The following is a 22,630-nucleotide window of genomic DNA, read 5'->3' as shown; positions in this document are numbered from 1 at the left end:
CCTCGCGCGTTCCGAAGTGCCCGCTGTGTCCACAGGTATGTCCACACCTGTGTCCGCTCCTCGACACAATCCGTCCGGAATCCCGTGGGAATCCCCTGGAGGCCTCTTCCGCCGATGCGGAAGAATGGGCCCCGGCCGGGCAACCATGACAGGGGATCGAGTGTCCAACGTGCGTGGCGAACGTGATGGTGGGGGCAAGGGCGGGCATCCCGGCGAGAGCCGCTGTGTCCTTCCCGTCGCGCGCCCCGTGGCCTGCGAGTAGGCCGGAAGAAGACCAGATGACGGCGGCCGCACACGGTGCGGCGGACTCCGGCGCCGGTACCGACGCGGGTACCAGCGAGGACCTGCTCACCGAGACCTACCAGGCGCACTACCGCTCCCTGCTGCGGCTCGCGGCGCTGCTCCTGGACGACCTCTCGACCTGCGAGGACGTCGTCCAGGAGGCGTTCATCCGGGTGCACGCCGCCCGGCGCCGGGTGCGCGAGCCCGAGAAGACCCTCGCCTACCTGCGGCAGACGGTCGTCAACCTGTCCCGCTCCACGCTGCGCCGCCGCATCCTCGGGCTGCGACTGCTGCCGAAGCCCATGCCTGACATGGCCAGTGCAGAAGAAGGTGCCTACGATGCCCTGGAGCGCGACCAGTTGAAGGCCGCGCTGCGTGGTCTGCAACGCCGTCAGCGGGAGGTTCTGGTGCTGCGTTACTTCGTGGACATGACGGAGGCGCAGGTCGCCGAGACCCTGGGCATCTCGCTCGGCTCGGTGAAGGCCTACGGGTCCCGTGGGCTCGCCGCCCTCCGCGTCCAGATGGAGGCCGGACATGGCTGAGGCGGACGAAGGCCGTCGGCGGCCGGTCGGCGGGACGCCTGGAACGCCCGGGACGCCTGAACCGCCGCCCGGGACGCCTGAAACGCCCGAGACGCACGCGCCCGGCCCTGAGGCGCCCGGTCCGAACCTGCCCGGCCCGAAGGCGCCACGTTCGAAGGCAGCCGGGCAGGCCGGTGCGAACGGCCCCGCGGGTGAGGTCCCGGAGCTCCTGGACCTGTCCGCCGAGGAACGCGCGCTGCGCGAGCTGCTGCACGGCGCCGTCTCCGGCATCCAGCCCGCGGTCGGCGGGCTGCCGCGGATCCGGCGGGCCGTGCCCCGCCGCCGGGCCGCCCGGCGCGGTGCCTGGACCGGAGCGGCCGCACTCGCCTTCGTCGTCGCGATCGGCCTGCCCGTCCTGCACGAGGGGGAGCACCTCGGGCTCTCCGGCGGTCCCGGCTCGGCCGACGCCAAGAGCCCGGCGGCCGCGTCCCCCAGCGGTGGTGCGGGTACCGCCGGCGGCACCGGCGCGGTCTCGCAGGCGGATTCAGGCGGTACCGGCTCGGCCATCCCGTCCAGCGGTACGGCCACGGCCCCGCACACCCCCGGCGGCGGGCTGACGCACACCGACGGCGGCCTCGCGCCCACCGGGACCTCCGGGGCCGGCGACGGCGGCATCGTCCCGCTCTGCACCCGGACGGACCTCGGCGACGGCGTCGCGCAGATCGGCGCGGCCGACGGCGACGGGCGGATCTACGGCTCGTTCACCGTCTACAACGTCTCCGCGCGCAGCTGCCGGCTCGGCGGGCCGGGCTCGGTGGCGGTCACCGCCGTCAGCGGCGGCGACCGCGGCCGCATCCGCACCGCCGACCACGTGCCGGGCGATCCGGCGGCCGGCCTGCCCGCGATGGACGGGGAGCCGCCGGTGCTCGCGCCGCGGGCCGCGTACCGGGTGCCGTTCGCGTGGGTCCCCGACCGGACCTGTACCGGCTCCGGCAGCCTGACCACCCCGTCGAACGGCGTCAACCAGGCGGCCCTGCGCTCGGACGCCCCGGCCGTCGAGCCCGGTGCCCCGGCGTCCGTCCCCGCCGGTGAGCCCAGCGCCAACCCGCCGGCCTCCTCGTCCCCGTCGGCGGGCCCCACCACGGCTCCCAGTCCGACCGCGACCCCGACCGGCGGCCCGACCGCGGCGCCGTCGACCGTGACCATCGCCCACACCCCCGCGCCCGGCAGTCCGGCGGCCGCCACGGCGACCCTGCCCGTGGCGTGCGGCGGCACCGTCTACCGCGGCGGCGTCGAGGGCCCGGGCGGCCCGGCGCCGCAGCCGTCGGGATCGCCGACGGCGGGGTGACCGCGGGCAGCGGCGAAGAGCCGGCCACGGGCACCGGCGGACGAGCAGGCGGACGGGCCGGTGGACGGGCTGGTGGCCGCCGGGTTCGGGGCCCGGGGGCCGGGCGGGTGTGAGGAGTGGTTACCGTGGGGGTGTGTACCGGTTCCTCCTGACTCCGCGCTGGCTCGGCGGCACCGTCGTGGCCGTGGCGGCCGTGGCGGTCTGCCTGTTCCTGGGCTCCTGGCAGCTCGGCCGGTTCGAGGACCGGGTGTCCACGCACCAGGAGATCAAGCAGGCGGTCACCGCTTCGAGTGACGCCCGGCCGATCGACGCGCTGCTCAACCAGGCGACGCCGCAGGTGAGCACGGAGACCGTCGGCAAGGCCGTCACGGTGACCGGCAGCTATGACGCCGAGCACCAACTCCTCGTCCCCAACCGGGTGGTGGACGGCAAGCAGGGCTACTACGTGCTCACCCCGCTGCGCACCGCCGACGGACACGCCGTCGCCGTGGTGCGCGGCTGGGCCGCCGGGGACCCGGCCGCCGCCGTGCCGCCGCCGGGCGGACAGGTGACGGTGACCGGGCGCCTGCAGGCCAACGAGGCCGTGGGCAGCAACGGCGCGGTGGCGGGAGGTCTGCCCGCCGGGCAGCTCGGCATGATCAACCGGGCGTCGCTGCTGAACGTGCTGGAGTACGACGGCTGGTACGACGGCTGGGTGGCCGTCGACGACGCGCCCGCCGGGCTGGCCTCCGTGCCGACCGTGCAGCCGCAGGGCGGGGACGGGCTCACCCTGCGCGCGTTCCAGAACCTGGGCTACACCCTGGAGTGGTTCGTCTTCGGCGGGTTCGTGGTCTTCATGTGGTTCCGCCTGGTGCGCCGCGAGGCGGAGGCGGAGCAGGACCGGGCCCTCGGGCTGGACCCGGTCCTGGACTGAACCCGCCCTCAGCGCTTGGTCGGCAGGGCCGGCGCCGGGGTCGGCTTGACCGCCGGCGGGGGCGCCGTCGGTGCCGCTGGTGCCGGTGCCGCCGGTGTCGGCGTCGGGAACGGTGGCTGGGTCGGCGACGACGAGGCGGTGGGCAGCGGCGTCGGGTCGCTGTGGCAGTGGCTGTTGTTCTTGCCGCTGCCGTTGCCGCTGCCGTTGTGGTCGTCGTCGGAGTCGTAGTGGTCGATGTGGTGGTGCACGGTGCGACCGGTCTTCGAGCCCTTGGAACCCTTCGAGCCGCTGGACCCCTTCGAACCCTTGGCGAGTGCGACCGTGCCGTCCGGGTCGGTCGACTCGTACACCGCCGCCAGGACGGCCGTGCCGGCGGTCCCGCTCGCCCTTCCCGCGTCCGGTGCGCTCGCCTTGGTCGCCGTGGCGCGTGGTGCGGCAGGCGGTGCGGCGGGCGGGGTGGCCGACGGCGGCGCCGTGGCGGTCGGAGCGACCGGCGTGGGCGCGACGGCCGAGGAGCTCGGCACCGGCGGGCCGGTCGGGGGCGGGCAGGAGGCGATGTCCCGCTGCGAGCCCGAGCAGCCGCTGAGCACCAGGGCCCCGGCCACCGCCGCCCCCGCGACCATCAGCAGACGTCTCACGCGGCTCCTCCGGCCGCGCCGTGCCCGTCCGTGCCGGGCCCGTCCGCGTCGCGCCCGGCCGCGCCGCGCTCGTCCGTGCCCAGGTGTCGCCGGACGAAGTCGATCTCCAGCCGCAGCTGCTTGATCCGCTCCTCCACCACCAGCGACCCGTGCCCGGCGTCGTAGCGGTACACCTCGTGCGGCTTGCCCAGCTGCTCCAGCCGCTCGACGTAGTTGTCGATCTGCCGGATCGGGCAGCGCGGGTCGTTGACCCCGGCGCTGATGTACACCGGCACCCGCACCTTCTCGACGTAGGTCAGCGGCGAGGAGGCGGTGAAGCGCTCCGGCACCTCCTCCGGGGTGCCGCCGAAGAGCGTGCGGTCCAGCGACTTGAGCGCCTCCATCTCGTCGGCGTACGCGGTGTGGTAGTCCGCGACCGGCACGGCGGCGACGCCGAGGGCCCAGCTGTGGGGCTGGACGCCGAGACCGAGCAGGGTCAGGTAGCCGCCCCAGCTGCCGCCGGTGAGCACCAGTCGGTCCGGGTCGGCGAGGCCGCTGTCGACGGCCCAGGCGCGGACCGCCGCGATGTCCTCCAGCTCGATCAGGCCGACCCGCTCGTGCAGCGCGTCCGTCCAGGCCTGGCCGTAGCCGGTCGAGCCGCGGTAGTTGACCCGGACCACCGCGAAGCCGTGGTCCAGCCAGGCGGCCGGACCGGCGGCGAAGGAGTCGCTGTCGTGGTAGGTCGGGCCGCCGTGGATCTCGAACACGGTCGGGTACGGGCCCTGCGCGGCCTTCGTGGGCCGCTGCACCAGGGCGTGCACCCGGCCGCCGGGCCCGTCCACCCAGACGTCCTCGACCGGCACCGAACCGGGCGGCACCGGGCCGGGCGCCCGCAGCACGACCGAACCGGCGGTGGAGCGGACGGCGGACGGCTCGGCGGCGGAGGACCACAGGTACTCGACGGTGCCGTCCGGACGGGCGGTGGCGCCGCCGACGGTGCCGCGCGGGGTGTCCAGGCGGGTCAGCCGGCCGTCGGCGAGCCCGTACGAGAACAGCTCGCTGCGCGCCTCGTACTCGTGCTCCACCAGCAGCTCACCGGCGCCGGGGCGCCACTGCGCGGAGACGTCGCCGGGCAGTTCGCGGCCCTGCTCGTCGCGCAGCGGGAGGGCGGTCTCGACACCCGTGGCGACGTCCCAGATCATCGGCTCCCAGCGGCCGGTGCGCTGGTGGGCGACCAGCAGCCGGGTGTCGCCCTCGACCGGGGCGAAGCCCAGGCAGGCGACGCCGCGCGGCTCCTCCCGGCCGGTGGCCTCGTCCAGCTCGGCGACGGTCTCGACGCCGCCGTCCGCGGTGATGCGGACGACCCGGATCGCGGAGTGCATCGCGTCGCCGTGCTCGGTGTGGTCGATGGCGAGCAGCGTGCTGTCGTGGCTGAGGTCGCCGACGCCGCCGTACTCCTCGTGCCGGTAGATCTCGACCGGCTCGGCGCTGCCGGGGCGGCGCAGGTGCAGGGTGGTGCCGTCCTCGTCGGTGGAGCGGCCGACGACCACCGTGCCGTCGCGGCCGAGGGCCAGGCCGGCCGAGTAGGAGGCGGCGAGGCCGGGCACGGCCTCCTCGTCGGGGCCGCCCGCGAACGGCTGGCGGCGCCAGACGCCGAACTCGTCACCGTCGTGGTCGTCGAACCACCAGACCCAGTCGCCGTCGGGGGACAGCTCGGCGTCGGTGGTGCCGTTCGGACGGTCGGTCACCTGACGGTGGGCGCCGGTGGCGCGGTCCCAGGCGTAGACCTCGTAGGTGCCGGTCGCGTTGGACACGTACAGCGCCCGGTCGGGGGCGTCCTCGGCCCAGTCGGGCAGGGACACCCGGGCCGCCCTGAACCGCTGCTCCCACGCCGGTACGGCGCTCTTCTCCTCGCTCATCCGACCATCCAACCCGATCGGGGGGACGGAAGGGAACGGCCGGGCGGCCTTCGGGCCACCCGCCCGGCCCGCCACTCGGCGCGTGCGGCCCCGGCCCGCGTGCCGAGGCCGCGCCCGCACCGACCTCCCCGCCACTTTCTGTTCCGCCCCAGGACACGTCGAGGGCCCTGCCGAAGATCTCGGCAGGGCCCTCAGAGCATTCGCTACTGGTTGGTGTCCGGAGAGTGCTTCCAACCCTCGGAGTAGTGATCCCGGTGGTAGGCCAGGTGAGCCCGGTCCACTTGATGGCCGGGTGCCTCGCGCAGCTTCCCGATCTCCGTGCCCGTGGCGCGGTCAGTGATGGTCAGCTCTTCCGAGATCGCCAGCGTGCCGAAGTCGAACAGCGTGTGGTGGTTGGGGCACAGGCAGAGCACATTGCCAGCGACATCAGGCCCGTTGTGCGGCTGCCCCAGCCCTCGGATGTGAGCTGCTTCTGCGTAGGCGCCCGTAGGTGTGCGAAGCCGCTCTCCGCATACCTGGCAGGCGAAGTCGTGCGCCCGCTTCACGAAGTTCGCCACCTGGATGCTGCGAACTATCCGCTTGACCTTGGCTTCGAGCCGTGTGGGGGTGTTGCGACCGGCCGGTTCCTGCAGTATCGGCTCCTGGTGGGCCGGCACGTAGCCGGAGAGACTCACGAGGCGGTAGCGCCAGATCCGGAATCCGGATCGACCGATGTCGTGCCAAGAGTCTTCGACCCGGAAGAGCCCGTCATAGCGGTAACTGGGGTTGGCGGAGCGCTTGGAGCTGTGGCGCACTGCACGGATCACGCGTACCGGTGAGTCGATGGTCTGGCTGGTGACCAGGGCGGCGTTGCCAAGGGTGAGCTCTTGGTCCCGCACCTGTCGATGCGTTTCCGGATCGCGTCCGCCCTGCCCGGTGTAGACGATGACGTCGCCGTGGTCCTCGTCGTCCTCGTAACCTCCGGAGACGACGATGGACTCGGCCCCGAGCTCTGCCGTGCCACAGATACCGGCCTGCAAAGGCCGGTGCACCTTGGCGGCTGCCAGGTCCCGTCGGCTGGCGAAGGAACGCCCGACTTCTATCCCCGGGACCCCTCCGAAGCCGTCGAAGTCGATGGGTGCGGTGGTGAGGACTTCTTCCTGCAAGGCTCGGACCTCTCGACGTCAGAGGATCGATGGACTCATCGATGCATTAGGGGCTGGGTTTCGTAGCGCAAACGCTCACACTCACCGCACGGTTCCAAGTTCTGTAGTGCCGGCTGCCGGGACGAAGCCATCAGGCGAACTGTCCAGTGGTTGGATCCAGTTGGAGAACGAATGCGGCGTCGATGTCGGGGACTCGGCCTACCATGCCCTCCATGACGCTTCGAAGCTTCTTGCATGAGGTTGGTACCACCTACGACCGCCTTCAGGGCACTGGCACACCAACGGCGCGTCTCCTCCGGGACGCGCCGTCCCACTTCGCCAGCTGTGTGCAGGGCGAATACATCATCAAGGGGAGTGCGGGGACTGGTACGGCTGCCGCCTGCCCGTGGGTCGCGTTCTTCGACCCGGACGAAACCGTCACGGCTCGGCACGGCATGTACGTGGTGTACCTCTTCGCCGAGAACATGGAGACGGTGTCGCTCAGTCTGAACCACGGTGTCACTGAACTTCGCGAGAAGTACGGATCCGCGGAGGCGAATCGCAAGCTTGAGGCGGAAGCGGGCGCCATTCGTGGAGCGTTGTCCGCCGAGGACTGCCAGGACTTGGACGCCAGTATTGATCTCGGTGGCCGGCCGGGGCTGCCCCAGTCGTACGAGTGCGGGAACGTCTTCGCCCGTACCTACAGGGTTGACGATCTTCCCGACGAAGGCGTGCTGTGTGCTGACCTCCGGAGGTTCATTGCGCTCTACCAAGATGCCCTGGCCATCCGGGAGTACCTGCGGCAGACGACGCGCGACGTCATCTACACGGTTCGGGCTGAGGGCACGTGGCTTCATGAGCAGAACAAGGACGGACTGCTCCACTTCGCACCCAAGAGTGACGAAGAGTACGTACAGACCATTGAGAGCCGCAGGATAGTGAAGACCAGGAAGCACGAAACCCTAGTCCGGGACTACGGAACTCACCTCCACGCCAACGGATTCGAGGTGGGAACGAACGTGCATCCGAGGGACATCGTGGCACGCCATGAGTCCGCGCACTGGTTGATCGAAGCCAAGGTCGTGCGGCAGGGGAATGCCACGCATGCAGTGCGAGAAGCACTTGGGCAGTTGGCGACGTACTCCTTCCTGCTCTACCCGCCCAAGGAGCAGCCAGCACAGGTAGCCCTCTTCACCGAGGGGATCGGCGATGTCTATGTCCGGCTTCTGGAACACCACGGCATCGCTTCCGTCTGGCGTTCTGCAACTGGATGGTCGGGATCGCCCAGCGCAGTTGCCGCGGGATTGGCCGAACCGGCGGTAGCAGGCGCCTAGGCACTGCCCATCCCCGAACCCACAAGATCGTCGAGTGAGTGGCGAACCCAGTCCGGGGAGCCCACTGCGCCGGGCCCAGTCCGACACCGAGGTGCCATGTGAGCTGCGCCACGCTCGTGTGACTTTCTCCTTCGGATCGGGCTTGGCCTGTGATCGGTAGTCACGTACAACGACAGAGGGCCTGCCGGATTTCTCCGGCAGGCCCTCTGTGCTGGGTCGGGGTGGCGGGATTTGAACCCACGGCCTCTTCGTCCCGAACGAAGCGCGCTACCAAGCTGCGCCACACCCCGGTCTTTCTGTTTGTCGCTCCGTCTCCTTCGCGACGAGTAGAACTCTACCGGACGCTCGCCGAGACACGAAATCCGGTTTCGGGCGGGCGTCCGGCGGGGGTCATCGGGGGGCCGGGACGAGGGTGAGGAGGGTGGCCTCGGGCGGGCAGGCGAAGCGGACGGGGGTGTAGCGGTTGGTGCCGCAGCCGGCCGAGACGTGGAGGTAGGAGCGGTGGCCGCCGGCGGCGTGGGTGGAGAGGCCCTTGACCCGGCGGGTGTCGATGTCGCAGTTGGTGACCAGGGCGCCGTAGAAGGGGATGCAGAGCTGGCCGCCGTGGGTGTGGCCGGCCAGGATCAGCGGGTAGCGGTCGGCGGTGAAGGCGTCGAGGACGCGCAGGTAGGGGGCGTGGACGACGGCGAGGGAGAGGTCGGCGTCGGCGGAGGGGCCGCCGGCGACGTCGCGGTAGCGGTCGCGGCGGATGTGGGGGTCGTCGAGCCCGGTGAACTCCAGGTCGAGCCCGTTCACGGTGAGCCGGCCGCGGGTGTTGGTGAGGTCGAGCCAGCCGGCCCCGTCGAAGCCGTCGCGGAGCTTCTCCCACGGGTTGTGGACGGCGCCGGTGATGCCGCGGCGGCCGGTGCCGTCGGCGTTGTTCAGGCCGTGGGCGCCGCTGCGCATGGCCTGGAGGTAGCGCGCCGGGTTCTTGCGGGCCGGGCCGTAGTAGTCGTTGGAGCCGAAGACGTAGACGCCGGGGAACTCCATGAGCGGCCCGAGCGCGTCGAGGGTGGCCGGGACGCCGAGCGGGTCGGAGAGGTTGTCGCCGGTGTTGACCACCAGGTCGGGGCGCAGGCCGGCCAGGCTCTTCAGCCAGCGCTGCTTCTTGCCCTGCCCGCTCACCATGTGGATGTCGGACACCTGGAGGACCCGGATCGGGCGGGCGCCGCGGGGGAGGACGGGGACCTCGATCCGGCGGAGGCGGAAGGCCCGGACCTCGTACCCGACGGAGTAGGCGAGACAGGCGGCGCCCACGGCGGTGACGCCGAGGGGAACGGAGTACAGCGGTCGCATCAGCCCATGCTCTCAGACGGTGGATCAGCCGGCGCACGCCCGGAGTCGGCGGGGAGAGCGGAGGGGAGAGCGCAGGGGAGGGCGGGGGCGCGGACGGGGTCGAGGGCGACGGGGAGGCCGGCGGCCGGCGGCGCCTCCTCGGACTCCCGGCGGGCCCGCAGGGCGCGGACCTTGTGGCGGTTGCCGCAGCGTTCCATCGAGCACCAGCGCCGTCGGCCGGGCCGCGAGGTGTCGACGAAGATCAGCCGGCAGTCGTGGGCGCCGCACTCCCGGACCCGGTCCGCGGAGGGGCCGGTGAGCAGGGCGATGGCGTCCCGGGCGAGGGTGGAGGCCAGCTGCGCCCCGTCGGCGGGCGGTGGGGCGGCCGCGGTGCCGTCCGGGGCGATTCGGGGGACCAGGGGCGGGTGCTCGGCGGCCCGGTTGAGGGCGGCGTAGTCCTCGGGCTCGCCGGGGAGGCCGTGGGCGCGGGCGGCGGCCAGGCGCCACAGGGCGTCGCGCAGGGTGCGGGTGGCGGCGAGCTCGGCGGGGGAGATCCGTACGGCGTCGGCGGGCAGCCGCAGCCGGGAGGGCGGGAGCCAGGCGGCGAGGTCGGCGGGCCGGTGCAGCACCTCGTACCGGGCGTACGGGCCGGGGCCGCCGGTGGTGAGCAGTTCCAGGCAGAGGGCGCCGGGGTCGAAGTGGAAGCGACTGCCCCCGGGGGTGGTGAGGACCAGCCCCGGCGGGGTGTCCCGGCCGGCCGGGACAGGGACAGCCGGAACAGGGGCAGCCGGGACGGCTGTGGTCCCGGGGCGCCGGGGCGACGGGGCGTCTCCGTCGGTCATGCGGCCCAGTCGGTCATGCGGCCCAGGATAGGTGTCACCGGGATGACGGGTTACGGCGCCGGAGCGGCGGTCGGTGCCGGGCGGGGGAGCTGAGCCCCGCTCAGGAGGGCCGCCCCGGCGGTGCGCAGGACCCGCTGCCCGGCACCCCGCTGCCCGGCGCGCCCCGTGCCCGGAGCGGTCTCCGGGCACGGGGCGCGGGGGCGCGGGCCGACCTCAGGCCGGAATGGCGTTGACGTACTCGCGCATCATCCGGGGGACCCGGTACTCGTACTGGTGGCCGCGCTTCACCTGGACGACGGAGAAGTCGACCAGCTCGGCCAGCACGTCGAGGTTGCGGGAGGGCTCCCGGCCGGCCGGACCGACGCCGTCGACGGGTTCCTGCCGGACGTCGTCGATGGAGAACTCCTCGGGGAACCGGGAGAGCTGTCTGAGGGCCCGGCGCTGCCGTTCGTCGAGCAGCCCGTACGCCCAGGCGAGGCTGCGGTGCAGCGAGCGGTGGTGGGAGAGCCCGCCGACCTCCTCCTGGCCGAGGATCGGCAGCACCCGGCACTCGTCCACCAGGACGTGCAGGGGCACCGAGCGCATCCGGACGGCGGCGTTCTCGATCGCGAGGGCCAGGCCGCCGAGGCGCCGGCAGAGCTCGACCACCTGCGGCATCTGGTCGCCGAGGTCGAGCGTGGGGGCGACCGAGCGCACCCGGTGGCAGAACAGCTCGGCGGCGGGCGGGCAGCCGTAGGGGCCGTCCGGGTGGTCGACCGACAGGGGTGAGACCTCCCACAGGTCGGCGGGGACCCCGGCGGGCGCCCGCAGTGAGGTGATCATGATGTGGAGCGCGGGGTGCCGCGCCAGCAGCGCCCTGACCTGCCGGGCCACCGTGTCGATGACGTGCTCGGCGTTGTCGACGACCAGCAGCATCTGCAGCTCGGGGCCGGTTCGCGGGTCGCGGTCGAGACCCCGGAGGAGGGCGTCGAGCGCGCGCTGGGCCTGGGCCGAGGCGGCCGCGGGGTCGACGCCCTCGGGGGTGACCGAGCCGAGTTCCAGGACCACGACGCCGTCCCGGAAGCGGTCCAGCAGGTGGGCGGCCGAGTCCAGTGCCAGCCGGGTCTTGCCGACCCCGGCCGGTCCGGTGAGCACCAGCGGACGGCCCGGTCGCAGGGCGGTCACGACGTGCAGCAGGTCGGCCCGGCGGCCGACGGTGATGTCCGTCTTGGGCCGCAGCCCCCGCCACCGCGCGTTGTCCGGGAGCTCGGCGACACGGGTCGGGAATCCGGGTTCCGGCCGGGCGGGCAGCAGTCCGGCCGGGGCGCCCGCGTGTACGGCCTGGGAGAGCAGGGTGTCCTCCCGGCTGGTCGCCGCGGAGAACAGCGCGCCCACCAGGAGTTCCACGGAACTGCGTCGCGGATTCTTGATGGCGCCGGTTTCCAGGTTGCGAATGGTGCGGACGCTGACGGTGGAGTGTTCGGCTAATTGCTCCTGGCTCCAGCCGACCATCTTCCGTTGGGTTACCAACATCGAACGAAGCTGATTGTTGTCCATTCCCCCGCGCTTCCTGCTGTTGTGAGCAGAATATGAAGTCAGAATTCGATGAGCCGCTGCCGCGGCGCCGAGTACTCCGAAAAACGATCACTGTCGCCGGGCGGTCGGCCGGTCGGGCGGAGCGCCGACGTGAACGCTCGTGCTGGCAGTGGGCGCAAGCGTCCCGGACCGCTGGGTGTCAGGGCTGCCAGGCGCCTGGTCGGCGGCGCGCCAGTGCCGTGGAATAATGAATCGGGGACGTGGTGACGGTTTGTCGCAGCTGTTCGTAGCGGTCTTCGGTGATGATCTGAGGGCGATTCGGCGATGATTCGGCGGTTATCCGGTGGTTATCCGGCGGTGATCAAACGTGATTCGACGGTGAGGTGATCGCCGCCAACGGGCTGCTCCAGCGACGCGCGAACGAGTGTACTACGCGGACTATTTTCGGCGAAGTGGTCACAGCGTTCGATTTGCCCCGTCGGGACCGGCAACTTCGTCCCGGATCCGGCAATTTTCGGCATTGCGGCCGAGAATGTGCAGGCATTATCGGCCAGCGTGGCCGAATCGCGTCGCCCCGTTCGCGGAGCCGGGCATCGATTGTTCACGGAATCGTCCGCCGCCCGTTCCCGGACCGGATCGTCGGCGCCCGGGCGCTGTCGGGCAACCCCGGCCGGGGTTGTCGGGGGATACTCGTTCAACTGCGGAAACCCCGTTGGACGCCTACGGGAAACCCGGTTGAGCCCACCCACAGCCGAAGGATAAGAAGAGGAAATGACAACGCTCAAGGAGCAGCTGCACGAGGACCTCACGGCTGCCATCAAGGACCGGGACGAGCTGCGCTCGTCCACCATCCGGCTCACCCTGGCCGCCGTCACCAGCGAGGAGGTGGCGGGCAAGCAGAAGCGCGAGCTGTCCGACGCCGAGGTGCTGAAGGTGATCGGCCGCGAGGCGAAGAAGCGCCGGGAGGCGGCCGAGGCCTTCGACACGGCCGGCCGGACGGAGCAGGCGGCCCGGGAGCGGGCCGAGGGTGAGGTGCTGGCGACCTACCTGCCCAAGCAGCTCTCCGACGAGGAGCTGGCCGCGATCGTGGCGGGCGCCGTCGCCGAGAGCGGGGCGAGCGGCCCGCAGGCGATGGGCGCCGTGATGAAGCTGGTGAAGCCCAAGGTCGACGGCCTGGCCGAGGGCGGCCGGGTCGCCGCGGCGGTGAAGGCCGCCCTGTCCTGAGCCGAGTGCCCGGGCGCCCTCGGGTGGCGCCCGCCCACCGGCCCCGGCGACAGGCCACCCCGGGTGACAGGCCGACGCCGACCCCGGCGACACGCCGCCCCAGCAACACCCCGAAGGGGCGCCCTCCGCACTGGAGGGCGCCCCTTCGGCGTGTCTCGGTGTCCCTGTGTCCCGGTGTCTCCGGTCGTTCCCCGGACGGGTCAGCCGTTCCCGTTGCCGCCGCCGTGCCGGCCGCCGTTCCCGTTCCCGGGGAAGGGCGGGAAGGTGAACCCACCGGGGAAGCCGCCGCCCACCCCACCCGGCAGGCCGCCGGGCTGACCGCCGGGCTGGCCGGGGTTGCCGCCCTGCGGCGGCGGCGGGTTGCCGCCGGGCTGCGGGGCGTTCGGGTCGGCGGCCGGGGCGGTGGCGCCCGGCGGGGGAGTGGCCGGCAGCGGGTCCGGGATGTTGGCGGTCTGGATCGTCTCCAGCGGGGTTCCCTTGAGTGCCTGGTTCATCGCCATCGCCCAGATCGGGCCGGGGCCGTCGGCGCCGAACACCTCGGAGTAGTACTTGCCGCCGATGTTGATGTTCTTCATCTTGACGCCGCCGGCCGGGCCGCCGAGCCAGACCGCGGCGGCCAGCGACGGGGTGTAGCCGCTGAACCAGGCGGCCTTCTTCTCGTCGGTGGTGCCGGTCTTGCCGGCGATCTTGCGGCCGTCGTCCATGGTCAGGGCGGCCGCGGTGCCCTTCTCGGTCACGTTCAGCAGGACGGCGTTGAGGGAGTCCGCGGTCTGCTCGGAGAAGGCCTGGCTGCACTGGGCCTGCGGGACCGGGATGTCCTTGCCGTCCACCGTGGTGATCTTGTTGATCGCGATCGGGGTGCAGTACTTGCCGCGGGCGGCGAAGGTCGCGTAGACGTTCGCCATGGTCAGCGGGGAGAGCTCCAGGGTGCCGAGGACCATCGAGGGCACCTCCTGGAAGGCGTCTCCCTTGGCGGACTGGGTGATGCCCAGCTTGTTCGCCATCTGCTTCATCGCGCAGAGGCCGACCTGCTGCTCCATCTGCACGAAGTAGGTGTTGACCGAGCGGGCCATGGCCTCCTTCAGCTGGTACGGCCCGATCTCGCTGTCCTGCTCGTTCTTGACCGTCTCCTTGGGCTTGACGGTGTTCTTCCAGGTGCCCGAGCAGGTGGACATCTGCGGGTACTCGATCTTGTTCTCGGACGGGAACGCCTGGGTGTTCGACATGCCCGACTCCAGCGCGGCCGCGGCCAGGATCGGCTTGAAGGTCGAGCCGGTCTGGAAGCCGTTGCCGCCGCCCATCGCGGCGTCCACGTTGAGGTTGACGACGGTCTGGTTCTTGTTCGGGTCCAGGCCGTACGGGCGGGTCTGGGCCATCGCCAGGATCTTGCCGGTGCCCGGCTCCATCATGGTCGCGGCGGCCGACACCGGGTCGGTGACGTTGACCTTCTTGGTGACGGCGTTCTGGGCGGCGGCCTGCTTGTCCGGGTCCAGCGTGGTGTAGATGTTCAGGCCGCCGGTGTTCCACACCTTCTTGCGCTCGTCGGCGTTCTTGCCGAAGGCCGGGTCCTGCTTGACCACGTGGCGGACGTAGTCGCAGAAGAAGCCCATCCCGGCCTGGGCGGTGATGCAGCCGTTCTGCGGGTCCTTGTACTTCAGGCCCAGCGGGGCGGCCTTCGCCTCCTTCGCCTGGTCGGCGGTGATGTGCTTGTTCTCCAGCATCTTGTCGATCACGACGTTGCGGCGCTTGACCGTGTTCTCGGGGTAGCGCACCGGGTCGTAGGACGACGGGTTCTGCACCATGCCGGCCAGGGTGGCGGCCTCGGCGACGGTCAGGTCCTTGTTGCTCTTGCTGAAGTAGCGCTGGGAGGCGGCCTCGACCCCGTAGGCCTGGTGGCCGTAGAAGGTGATGTTGAGGTAGTTGGTGAGGATCTGGTCCTTGGACAGGTCCTCCTCCAGCTTGATGGCGACCTTGAGCTCCTGGATCTTGCGGCCCAGGGTCTTGCGCTGGGCCTCCAGGACGGCCGCCTGGTCGTCGCCGGCCTTCTCCACGTTGACGTTCTTCACGTACTGCTGGGTCAGCGTGGAGGCGCCCTGGGAGGCGGTGCCGCTCTCCGCGTTCTTGCTGACCGCGCGGAGGATGCCCTTGAGGTCGACGGCGCCGTGCTCGTAGAAGCGGGCGTCCTCGATGTCGACCTGGGCGTGCCGCATGAACGGCGACATCTGGTCGGCGGTGATGACGGTGCGGTCGCGCTCGTAGACCTTGGCGATCAGCCCGCCCTTGGCGTCGAAGATCTGGGTCGCCTGGGTGAGCGGCGGGGTCTTGAAGTCGTCGGGGATGTTGTCGAAGCTCTCCGCCGTGTCCTTGGCGGTCAGCCCGATGGCGCCGACGGCGGGCAGGGCGAGGCCTGCCAGCAGGACTCCGGAGAGCACGCTGACGCCCAGGAACTTCACGCCGTTTCCGGCGTGCTCCATCGGTGATCCGCCGGTCCTGCCGCGCGGAGCTCCGGTGTTGCCTGGGGGCTGGGGTGCCTGTGGGCGCTTCGGTGCCATGGGGAGAACCCTACGTCGCGGATTCCCGCACGCCGGGGCAGGTGTTCCCCTAGGCTTGTCACAAGCTTGCGACAGCTTCGGTGCGTCAACATCATTCACTCTTGTGGGCGAGGAGACTTGCCCGAAATACCCATCTATCGCCGGGTTTTGAGGCAGCTGTGGCCTGCTGTACCCGTGTGTTCGGTTGCGCTCCGTGATGACGCCTGTGACTAGAGTGCAGGCTCCATTCCTGGCAAGGCGTGCGACCTGCGATCACTCCAACGAGTGAGCTGATCGCCACCCATAGTCCAATCGGGTCATTCGAGATTGAGCCCGAAGGGGCTGTTGCAAGCTGTCGTTCTTCCGTAACGTCCTCAACTGGCAACGGTGAATATGCCGTTGCCGCCGTGGGGGAGCCTCGATACGGGAGAGGACGGCGCCGGCATGGGCTGGGTTGACGACTGGAGTGCGCAGGCCGCCTGTCGCACGAGTGATCCGGACGAACTGTTCGTCCAGGGGGCGGCGCAGAACCGCGCCAAGGCGGTGTGCAGCGGCTGTCCCGTCCGGACGGAGTGCCTCGCGGACGCCCTGGACAACCGGGTGGAGTTCGGGGTGTGGGGCGGGATGACGGAGCGCGAGCGCCGGGCGCTGCTGCGCCGCCGCCCGACGGTCATCTCGTGGCGGAAGCTGCTGGAGACGGCACGCACCGAGTACGAGGAGTCCCTCGCGACCGGAGTGATACTGACGGACTACGCCCAGGCGGGCTGAGTCGGGCCCGCACCGGCCCGCACCGCGCGGTCCGGGCCGTCGGCCCCGGGCACGGGCCACGACACCGGGCTACACCGCGCCGTTGAGCCGCTCCCCGATGGCCCGCAGCCCGTCCAGGTCGTGCACATCGCCCGGCAGCGCCGGCACCTCCACGATCGGCACGTCCGGGTACACCGAGACGAAGCGGTCGCGGGTACGGCGTTCGCGCCCCATGATCTGCATCCGCTCGGCGTGCAGCCGCAGCAGCCCGGCAGCGAGCAGTTCCGCCGCGGGCGAGGCGTGCTCCGAGCCGTTCTCCTCCAGGGCCTCGGCGGCCGCCAGCGCCCGCTCCGCGGTGAGCTGCGGCGCGCCCGTGCCGTGCACCCGGTTGAGCACCAGCCCGGCCAGCGGCATCCGGTCCGCGGCCAGCCGGTCCACGAAGTACGCCGCCTCGCGCAGCGCGTCCCGCTCCGGCGCGGCCACCACCAGGAACGCCGTGCCCGGCGCCTTGAGCAGCTGGTACGTGCGGTCCGCGCGCTCCCGGAAGCCGCCGAACATCGAGTCCATCGCGCTGACGAAGGTCTGCACGTCGGTGAGCAGCTGAGCGCCGAAGATCTTGCCCAGGGTGCCGGTGAGCAGCCCCATCCCGACGTTCAGGAAACGCATCGCGCTGCGCCCGCCGACCTTGGCCGGGGCGGTGAGGATCCGGATCACCCGGCCGTCCAGGAAGGACCCGAGCCGGTTGGGCGCGTCCAGGAAGTCCAGCGCCGAGCGGGACGGCGGGGTGTCCACGACGATCAGGTCCCACTCCTCGGCGGCGCGCAGCTGCCCGAGCTTCTCCATCGCCATGTACTCCTGCGTGCCCGCGAAGCCGGCCGACAGGGACTGGTAGAAGGGGTTCTCCATGATCGCCTTGGCCCGCTCGGGCTCGGCGTGGGCCAGCACGACCTCGTCGAAGGTCCGCTTCATGTCCAGCATCATGGCCTGGAGCTCTCCGTCGCCGGTGACCCCCTTGACCACCCGTGGGGTGTTGTCGAGCTCGGTCAGGCCCATCGACTGGGCGAGCCGGCGGGCCGGGTCGATGGTCAGCACCACGACCTTGCGGCCGCGTTCGGCCGCCCGCAGACCGAGCGCCGCGGCGGTGGTGGTCTTGCCGACGCCGCCGGAGCCGCAGCAGACGATGATCCTGGTCTTCGGGTCGTCGATCAGCTCGTCCACCGCGAGCCGCCGCCCGGTGCTCCGCACCCCGCTGTTCGTGGTCATGCCGCCCCCTGCCGCTTCAGTTCGCCCGCCAGCCGGTACAGCCCGCCGAGGTCCACGCCCTCGCCCAGCAGCGGCAGTTCGTACGTCGGCAGGCGCAGCTGCTGGATGTCGGCGCGCTGCGCGCGCTCCAGCTCGACCCGCTCGGCGTGCTCCCTGGCCTGCTCCAGCAAGGGGTCGAGCAGCGGCTCCACCGCCGCCCGGACCTTCTCACCGGTGCGCGTGCGGCCGCCGAGCCCGGCCTCCCCGAGCGCCACGGCGACCTCCTCGCGGTGGTTCCCGTCCACCGCGGCCACCGCCGCCGCGTCCAGCACCGGCGGCCGGACCATGTTGACCATCACCCCGCCCACCGGGAGCTTCGCCTCGCGCAGCTCCGCGATGCCGTCGACCGTCTCCTGCACCGGCATCTCCTCCAGCAGGGTGACCAGGTGCACCGCGGTCTCCGGCGACTTCAGCACCCGCATCACGGCCTGCGCCTGGGTGTGTATCGGGCCGATCCGGGCCAGCCCGGCGACCTCGGCGTTGACGTTCAGGAACCTGGTCAGCCGTCCGGTCGGCGGGGCGTCCATGACCACCGCGTCGTAGCGCCGCCGGCCGTCCGGGTCCTTGCGCCTGGTCGCCTCGCAGGCCTTGCCGGTGAGCAGGACGTCCCGCACGCCGGGCGCGATGGTGGTGGCGAAGTCGACGAAGCCGACCTTCTGGAGCGCCTTCCCGGCCCGGCCGAGCTTGTAGAACATCTCCAGGTACTCCAGCAGCGCCAGCTCGGTGTCGATCGCCAGCGCGAAGACCTCGCCGGGCTGTACCCCGCCCGCGAGGGCATCCCCGGCCGGGAGCCCCAGCTGGGCGCGGGAGACCGAGGCGATCCGGCGCTCCTCGTACGGGAGCGCGGCGATCCCGAACAGTTCGGCGATGCCCTGCCGGCCCTCGACCTCGATCAGCAGCACCCGGCCGCCGTCGGCGGCGAGCGCCAGGGCCAGCGCCGCGGCCAGCGTGGTCTTCCCGGTGCCGCCCTTGCCGCTGACCACGTGCAGCCGGACGCCCTCCCAGTCGGGGTCGCGCCGGGCCGCCTGGCCGGGGGTGCGTGCCACGCTCCGTCTCCGTCCGTCTCCGTCCTACGGGCGTCCCCTCCTGACGAGGGTGCCCCTCACCAGGGTGCCCTCCCGCGAGGGTAACCAGGGAGCGCACCGGATGCCCGGAGCACCTGGGCCGTCAGGCCCGATCATGCCCTCTTTGTGCCCCACCTCACACGCCCCGCGGCCGGCGTCGCCGTTCGCCGCGGCGGCTCGTCTAGAGTCTGGCCATGACCAAGTGGGAATACATGACGGCCCCCCTGCTGGTGCACGCCACCAAGCAGATCCTGGACAACTTCGGCGAGGACGGCTGGGAGCTCGTCCAGGTCGTGCCCGGCCCGAACCCGGAGCAGCTGGTGGCCTACTTCAAGCGGGAGAAGAACGCATGAGCAAGGTCGAGGAGAAGCTCGCCGAGCTGGGCCTGACCCTGCCTCCGGTGGCCGCCCCGGTCGCCGCCTACGTGCCGGCCGTGCACTCCGGCGACCTCGTGTTCACCTCCGGCCAGCTCCCGGTCGTCGGCGGCAAGCTGCCGACCACCGGCAAGGTCGGTGCCGAGGTCTCCCCGGAGGAGGCCAAGGACCTCGCGCAGATCTGCGCGCTGAACGCCCTGGCCGCCGTGAAGTCCGTGATCGGCGACCTCGACCGGATCGAGCGGGTCGTCAAGGTCGTCGGCTTCGTCGCCGCCGCCCCCGACTTCATCGGCGTCCCGGCCGTCGTCAACGGCGCCAGCGAGCTGCTCGGCACGGTGCTGGGCGACGCGGGCGTGCACGCCCGCAGCGCCGTCGGCGTCGCGGTGCTGCCGCTGGACGCCCCGGTCGAGGTCGAGCTCGTGGTGCGCGTCACGTCCGTCTGAACCCGATCACGGAGGCGGGGCCGGGTCCGTCCGGCCCCGCCTCCGTGTGTGGCCGGAGTGTGTCCGGTCGATCCGTGAGCCTGGCGGGAATTGTCGGACACGCCCTAGCATCCGGGCATGGACCATCGAGCGACGACCCGGCCGATGCCGCCCGGCTGGCCCGCCCGGATCCGGGCGGCCGCATCCGGCGCGGTGACCCCGCCGGTGCCCAGGCCCGCCGCGACCGTCGTGCTGCTGCGCGACACCGCCGAAGGGCCTGAGGCCTACCTGCTGCGCAGGCGCACCTCGATGGCCTTCGCGGCCGGGATGTACGCCTACCCCGGCGGCGGGGTGGACCCGAGGGACGCCGAGATCGAGCCGGACTGGGCCGGGCCGGCACCGGAGGAGTGGGCGCGGCGGCTCGGGGTGGACACCCGGACGGCGCGGGCCGTGGTCTGCGCGGCCGTCCGGGAGACCTTCGAGGAAGCCGGCGTGCTGCTGGCCGGCCCGGACGCCGACAGCGTCGCCGCGCCGCGCGACTGGTCCGCCGAGCGGGCCGCGCTGGAGGCGCACGAGCTGTCCTTCGCCGAGTTCCTCCGGGACCACGGCCTGGTGCTGCGCAGCGACCTGCTGGGCGCCTGGGCCCGTTGGATCACCCCCGAGTTCGAGGAACGGCGCTACGACACCTGGTTCTTCGTCGCCGCGCTGCCGGCCGGGCAGCGCGCGGCCCTGGAGGTCGGCGAGGCCGACAGGGTCGCCTGGCTGACCCCCGCCGAGGCGGTGCGCGGCCACCGGGAGGGCCGGTTCGGCATGATGCCGCCGACCGTGACGGTGCTGCGCGAGCTGTCGTCGGCCCGCACGGTGGCCGAGGCCCTGGCCGCGGCGGGCGACCGCCCGCTGGCGCCGGTCCTGGGCCGGGCCGAGATCCGCGGCGACCGCCTGACGGTCCGGTGGCCCGGTTACGAGGAGTTGACCGTCGACGGGGAGTTCCCGGAGGGCCCCTGACCGTTCCACCGAGCGGGGCCACCCGTGGCCCCGCACCGCTCGTACCGCTTGCACCGCTCGTCCTGCTCGTACCGCTCCTACCGCTCGTACGACCCGCAGGACACGACCTTCCCGTACCGACGCAGAGAAAGGACCGACGCCCGATGACCCACAACGACGTGGCTCGCCGGACGGCGCCCGAGATGCCCGCCCGCCGTCTGACTCCCCGTGCCCCCGCCTGCGAGAGCCAGGTCCCGTTCGTCGAGGTGGCGCAGCGCGCCCTCGTCCGGGCGCTGCCGCTGCGGGCCCTGCATCGAGACGGCGGAGGCGGCCGGTGAGCGGACTCCTGCCGGGCGACCCCGCCGCCGCCGTCGGCGGCGAGGCCACCCCTCGGGCGCTGTGCGTGCTGGCGCCGAACCCGTCGCCCATGACGCTGGACGGCACCAACACCTGGCTGCTCTCCGAGCCCGGCTCGGACCTCGCGGTGGTGATCGACCCGGGCCCGCTGCACGAGGGCCACCTGCGCCGGGTGGTCGACCTCGCGGAGGAGCGGGGGAAGCGGATCGCGCTGACCCTGCTCACCCACGGCCACGCCGACCACTCCGAGGGCGCGGCCCGCTTCGCCGAGCTGACCGGCTCCGAGGTACGGGCCCTGGACCCGGCGCACCGGCTCGGCTCGGAGGGCCTGGTGGGCGGCCAGCGCCTGGATGTCGGCGGGCTGGACCTGCGGGTGGTGGGCACCCCGGGGCACACCTCGGACTCGCTGACCTTCCACCTGCCGGACGACGGCGCGGTGCTCACCGGTGACACCGTGCTCGGCCGCGGCACCACGATGGTCGCGCACCCGGACGGCCGGTTGGGCGACTACCTGGACTCGCTGCGCCGGCTGCACACCATGGCCTCCGAGCACGGCGTGCGGACCGTGCTGCCCGGCCACGGCCCGGTGCTCGGGGACGCGCTGGGCGCCGTCGACTTCTACCTGGCCCACCGGGCCGCCCGGCTCGCCCAGGTGGAGACCGCGGTCGAGGCGGGCTGCCGGACGGTGGACGAGGTGGTGGCCCGGGTCTACGCCGACGTGGACCGGGCGCTCTGGCCGGCCGCCGAACTGTCGGTGCGGGCCCAGCTGGACTACCTGGAGGAGCACGGGCTGATCCCGGGCGCCGCCGAGTGATCCCTTGAACGCGGGAGCGAGCATGTGAAAGCGGAAGCGACCGTGTGAACGCGGAAGCGACCGTGTGAACGCGGAAGGGCCCGTCCGGAGAATCGGACGGGCCCTTCCGCGTTCGCGGGCGTCAGCGCGAGCGGCGCGACAGCCGCTCGACGTCCAGCAGCACCACCGCGCGGGCCTCCAGCTTCAGCCAGCCGCGGCCGGCGAAGTCGGCGAGCGCCTTGTTGACCGTCTCGCGGGAGGCGCCGACCAGCTGGGCCAGCTCCTCCTGGGTGAGGTCGTGGGCGACGTGGATGCCCTCGTCGGACTGCACGCCGAACCGGCGGGAGAGGTCCAGCAGGGCCTTGGCGACGCGACCGGGCACGTCGGAGAAGACCAGGTCGGACATCACGTCGTTGGTGCGGCGCAGGCGGCGGGCGATGGCCCGCAGCAGCGCGATGGAGACCTCGGGGCGGGCGTGCAGCCAGGGCTGGAGGTCGCCGTGGCCGAGGCCGAGCAGCTTGACCTCGGTCAGCGCGCTGGCGGTCGCGGTGCGCGGGCCCGGGTCGAACAGCGACAGCTCGCCGATCATCTCGCTGGGGCCGAGCACGGCGAGCATGTTCTCGCGGCCGTCCGGCGAGGCGCGGTGCAGCTTGACCTTGCCCTCCGCCACGACGTACAGCCGGTCGCCCGGGTCGCCCTCGTGGAACAGCGACTCCCCACGGGCGAGGGTGACCTCGGTCATGGAAGCGCGCAGCTCGCCGGCCTGTTCGTCGTCGAGTGCCGCGAAGAGTGCGGCGCGCCGCAGAACGTCGTCCACGTGCTTCCTCCTTCTCGGCCGTACGGCGGGTGGGCCGTCCGGCGCAAGTTCCGTTCAGTGTTCTGCATCACCAAGCATGGCGCATGTCGCTCCGATCATATGAGGAGGGGGTGTGCCGAGGTGTGCCGTGCGGGGCCATTCGTACCGGGCGCTCGCCGGGCGGGCCCGGCCGGAGGGCGCCAGGGATGCCTGTCGACCGAACTCCTGTGCGCTTCTCTCGAACGGGGAATCGACCGTTGTCGCGCGGGCGTGTCCGTGCATATGTTTCACGGGTAAATTACCTGCT

The 22,630-nt window shown here is 72.2% G+C and carries 20 protein-coding genes, 1 tRNA gene and 1 pseudogene; 11 read left to right on the top strand and 11 right to left on the bottom strand.

Annotated features, from left to right (window positions below):
* Window positions 1-278 precede the first annotated feature (278 nt).
* From ACFWP2_RS32280 to ACFWP2_RS32270, 3 genes are all read left to right on the top strand, one after another.
* Window positions 279-824: a SigE family RNA polymerase sigma factor gene (locus ACFWP2_RS32280; RefSeq protein ID WP_360347339.1), complete on the top strand. Its 546-nt coding sequence runs from the start codon at window positions 279-281 to the stop codon at window positions 822-824.
* Window positions 817-2,151, top strand: a complete 1,335-nt coding sequence (locus tag ACFWP2_RS32275; protein WP_380458091.1) for a hypothetical protein — start codon at window positions 817-819, stop codon at window positions 2,149-2,151. The genes ACFWP2_RS32280 and ACFWP2_RS32275 overlap by 8 nt, the downstream gene beginning before the upstream one ends.
* A 133-nt stretch (window positions 2,152-2,284) precedes the next feature.
* A complete protein-coding gene (locus ACFWP2_RS32270; protein WP_380458089.1) occupies window positions 2,285-3,064 on the top strand; it encodes an SURF1 family protein in 780 nt (259 codons plus the stop codon).
* Window positions 3,065-3,072: 8 nt separating this feature from the next.
* Here the strand turns inward: ACFWP2_RS32270 and ACFWP2_RS32265 are convergent, their stop codons facing one another.
* The 3 genes from ACFWP2_RS32265 to ACFWP2_RS32255 form a co-directional block, all read right to left on the bottom strand.
* Window positions 3,073-3,702 (bottom strand): hypothetical protein, encoded by a 630-nt coding sequence (locus tag ACFWP2_RS32265; protein WP_380458087.1) that lies wholly within the window; start codon window positions 3,700-3,702, stop codon window positions 3,073-3,075.
* Window positions 3,699-5,600 carry a S9 family peptidase gene (locus tag ACFWP2_RS32260; protein WP_380458085.1) on the bottom strand — a complete coding sequence of 634 codons (1,902 nt, stop codon included), beginning with the start codon at window positions 5,598-5,600 and terminating at the stop codon, window positions 3,699-3,701. The genes ACFWP2_RS32265 and ACFWP2_RS32260 overlap by 4 nt, the downstream gene beginning before the upstream one ends.
* 203 nt (window positions 5,601-5,803) lie before the next feature.
* Window positions 5,804-6,745: a YDG/SRA domain-containing protein gene (locus tag ACFWP2_RS32255; protein WP_380458083.1), complete on the bottom strand. Its 942-nt coding sequence runs from the start codon at window positions 6,743-6,745 to the stop codon at window positions 5,804-5,806.
* 212 nt (window positions 6,746-6,957) lie between these two features.
* On the opposite strand from ACFWP2_RS32255, the gene ACFWP2_RS32250 reads away from it, so the two are divergent.
* The gene (locus ACFWP2_RS32250; protein ID WP_380458081.1) at window positions 6,958-8,058 is read left to right on the top strand and encodes an MrcB family domain-containing protein; all 1,101 of its coding nucleotides are present in this window, start codon (window positions 6,958-6,960) and stop codon (window positions 8,056-8,058) included.
* A gap of 216 nt (window positions 8,059-8,274) precedes the next feature.
* Here the strand turns inward: ACFWP2_RS32250 and ACFWP2_RS32245 are convergent.
* From ACFWP2_RS32245 to ACFWP2_RS32230, 4 genes and pseudogenes are all read right to left on the bottom strand, one after another.
* A tRNA-Pro gene (locus ACFWP2_RS32245) sits at window positions 8,275-8,348 on the bottom strand.
* A 100-nt stretch (window positions 8,349-8,448) separates the two neighbouring features.
* The gene (locus tag ACFWP2_RS32240) at window positions 8,449-9,393 is read right to left on the bottom strand and encodes a metallophosphoesterase (RefSeq protein ID WP_380458079.1); all 945 of its coding nucleotides are present in this window, start codon (window positions 9,391-9,393) and stop codon (window positions 8,449-8,451) included.
* A 134-nt stretch (window positions 9,394-9,527) separates the two neighbouring features.
* Window positions 9,528-10,214, bottom strand: a pseudogene (locus tag ACFWP2_RS32235) (CGNR zinc finger domain-containing protein); the annotation flags it as partial.
* A 213-nt stretch (window positions 10,215-10,427) separates the two neighbouring features.
* Window positions 10,428-11,726, bottom strand: coding sequence for a helix-turn-helix domain-containing protein (locus ACFWP2_RS32230; protein ID WP_380458077.1), 1,299 nt, complete (start codon window positions 11,724-11,726; stop codon window positions 10,428-10,430).
* Window positions 11,727-12,500: 774 nt separating this feature from the next.
* On the opposite strand from ACFWP2_RS32230, the gene ACFWP2_RS32225 reads away from it, so the two are divergent.
* A complete protein-coding gene (locus ACFWP2_RS32225) occupies window positions 12,501-12,953 on the top strand; it encodes a GatB/YqeY domain-containing protein (protein WP_380458076.1) in 453 nt (150 codons plus the stop codon).
* Between the two features lie 200 nt (window positions 12,954-13,153).
* Here ACFWP2_RS32225 and ACFWP2_RS32220 read toward each other — a convergent pair whose 3' ends face one another.
* Window positions 13,154-15,427 carry a transglycosylase domain-containing protein gene (locus ACFWP2_RS32220; protein ID WP_380458075.1) on the bottom strand — a complete coding sequence of 758 codons (2,274 nt, stop codon included), beginning with the start codon at window positions 15,425-15,427 and terminating at the stop codon, window positions 13,154-13,156.
* A gap of 501 nt (window positions 15,428-15,928) precedes the next feature.
* Between ACFWP2_RS32220 and ACFWP2_RS32215 the strand changes: the two genes are divergently transcribed.
* Complete coding sequence (locus ACFWP2_RS32215; protein WP_195911063.1) at window positions 15,929-16,252, top strand: WhiB family transcriptional regulator; 324 nt, start codon at window positions 15,929-15,931, stop codon at window positions 16,250-16,252.
* Between the two features lie 69 nt (window positions 16,253-16,321).
* Here ACFWP2_RS32215 and ACFWP2_RS32210 read toward each other — a convergent pair whose 3' ends face one another.
* A complete protein-coding gene (locus tag ACFWP2_RS32210) occupies window positions 16,322-17,494 on the bottom strand; it encodes an ArsA family ATPase (RefSeq protein WP_380458073.1) in 1,173 nt (390 codons plus the stop codon).
* Window positions 17,491-18,579, bottom strand: coding sequence for an ArsA-related P-loop ATPase (locus ACFWP2_RS32205; RefSeq protein WP_380458071.1), 1,089 nt, complete (start codon window positions 18,577-18,579; stop codon window positions 17,491-17,493). The genes ACFWP2_RS32210 and ACFWP2_RS32205 overlap by 4 nt, the downstream gene beginning before the upstream one ends.
* Window positions 18,580-18,791: 212 nt before the next feature.
* Between ACFWP2_RS32205 and ACFWP2_RS32200 the strand changes: the two genes are divergently transcribed.
* The 5 genes from ACFWP2_RS32200 (at window position 18,792) to ACFWP2_RS32180 (ending at window position 21,548) form a co-directional block, all read left to right on the top strand.
* Complete coding sequence (locus tag ACFWP2_RS32200; protein ID WP_094743074.1) at window positions 18,792-18,950, top strand: DUF4177 domain-containing protein; 159 nt, start codon at window positions 18,792-18,794, stop codon at window positions 18,948-18,950.
* Window positions 18,947-19,414 carry a RidA family protein gene (locus ACFWP2_RS32195; RefSeq protein ID WP_380458069.1) on the top strand — a complete coding sequence of 156 codons (468 nt, stop codon included), beginning with the start codon at window positions 18,947-18,949 and terminating at the stop codon, window positions 19,412-19,414. The genes ACFWP2_RS32200 and ACFWP2_RS32195 overlap by 4 nt, the downstream gene beginning before the upstream one ends.
* Window positions 19,415-19,531: 117 nt before the next feature.
* Window positions 19,532-20,398, top strand: a complete 867-nt coding sequence (locus ACFWP2_RS32190) for an NUDIX hydrolase (RefSeq protein WP_380458067.1) — start codon at window positions 19,532-19,534, stop codon at window positions 20,396-20,398.
* Window positions 20,399-20,541: 143 nt separating this feature from the next.
* On the top strand, window positions 20,542-20,715 hold the full coding sequence (locus ACFWP2_RS32185) for a hypothetical protein (protein ID WP_380458065.1): 174 nt from the start codon (window positions 20,542-20,544) through the stop codon (window positions 20,713-20,715).
* A complete protein-coding gene (locus tag ACFWP2_RS32180) occupies window positions 20,712-21,548 on the top strand; it encodes an MBL fold metallo-hydrolase (RefSeq protein WP_380458063.1) in 837 nt (278 codons plus the stop codon). The genes ACFWP2_RS32185 and ACFWP2_RS32180 overlap by 4 nt, the downstream gene beginning before the upstream one ends.
* A gap of 121 nt (window positions 21,549-21,669) precedes the next feature.
* On the opposite strand, the gene ACFWP2_RS32175 is transcribed toward ACFWP2_RS32180, so the two are convergent.
* Entirely contained in the window at window positions 21,670-22,344 is a 675-nt protein-coding gene (locus tag ACFWP2_RS32175) for a Crp/Fnr family transcriptional regulator (RefSeq protein ID WP_030060009.1), read from the bottom strand.
* Window positions 22,345-22,630 lie beyond the last annotated feature (286 nt).

The organism is Kitasatospora sp. NPDC058444, from assembly GCF_042721415.1.
GTDB lineage: Bacteria > Actinomycetota > Actinomycetes > Streptomycetales > Streptomycetaceae > Kitasatospora.
Note: the sequence above shows the minus strand (reverse complement) of the source record. Positions and strands in the feature narration are given on the sequence as shown.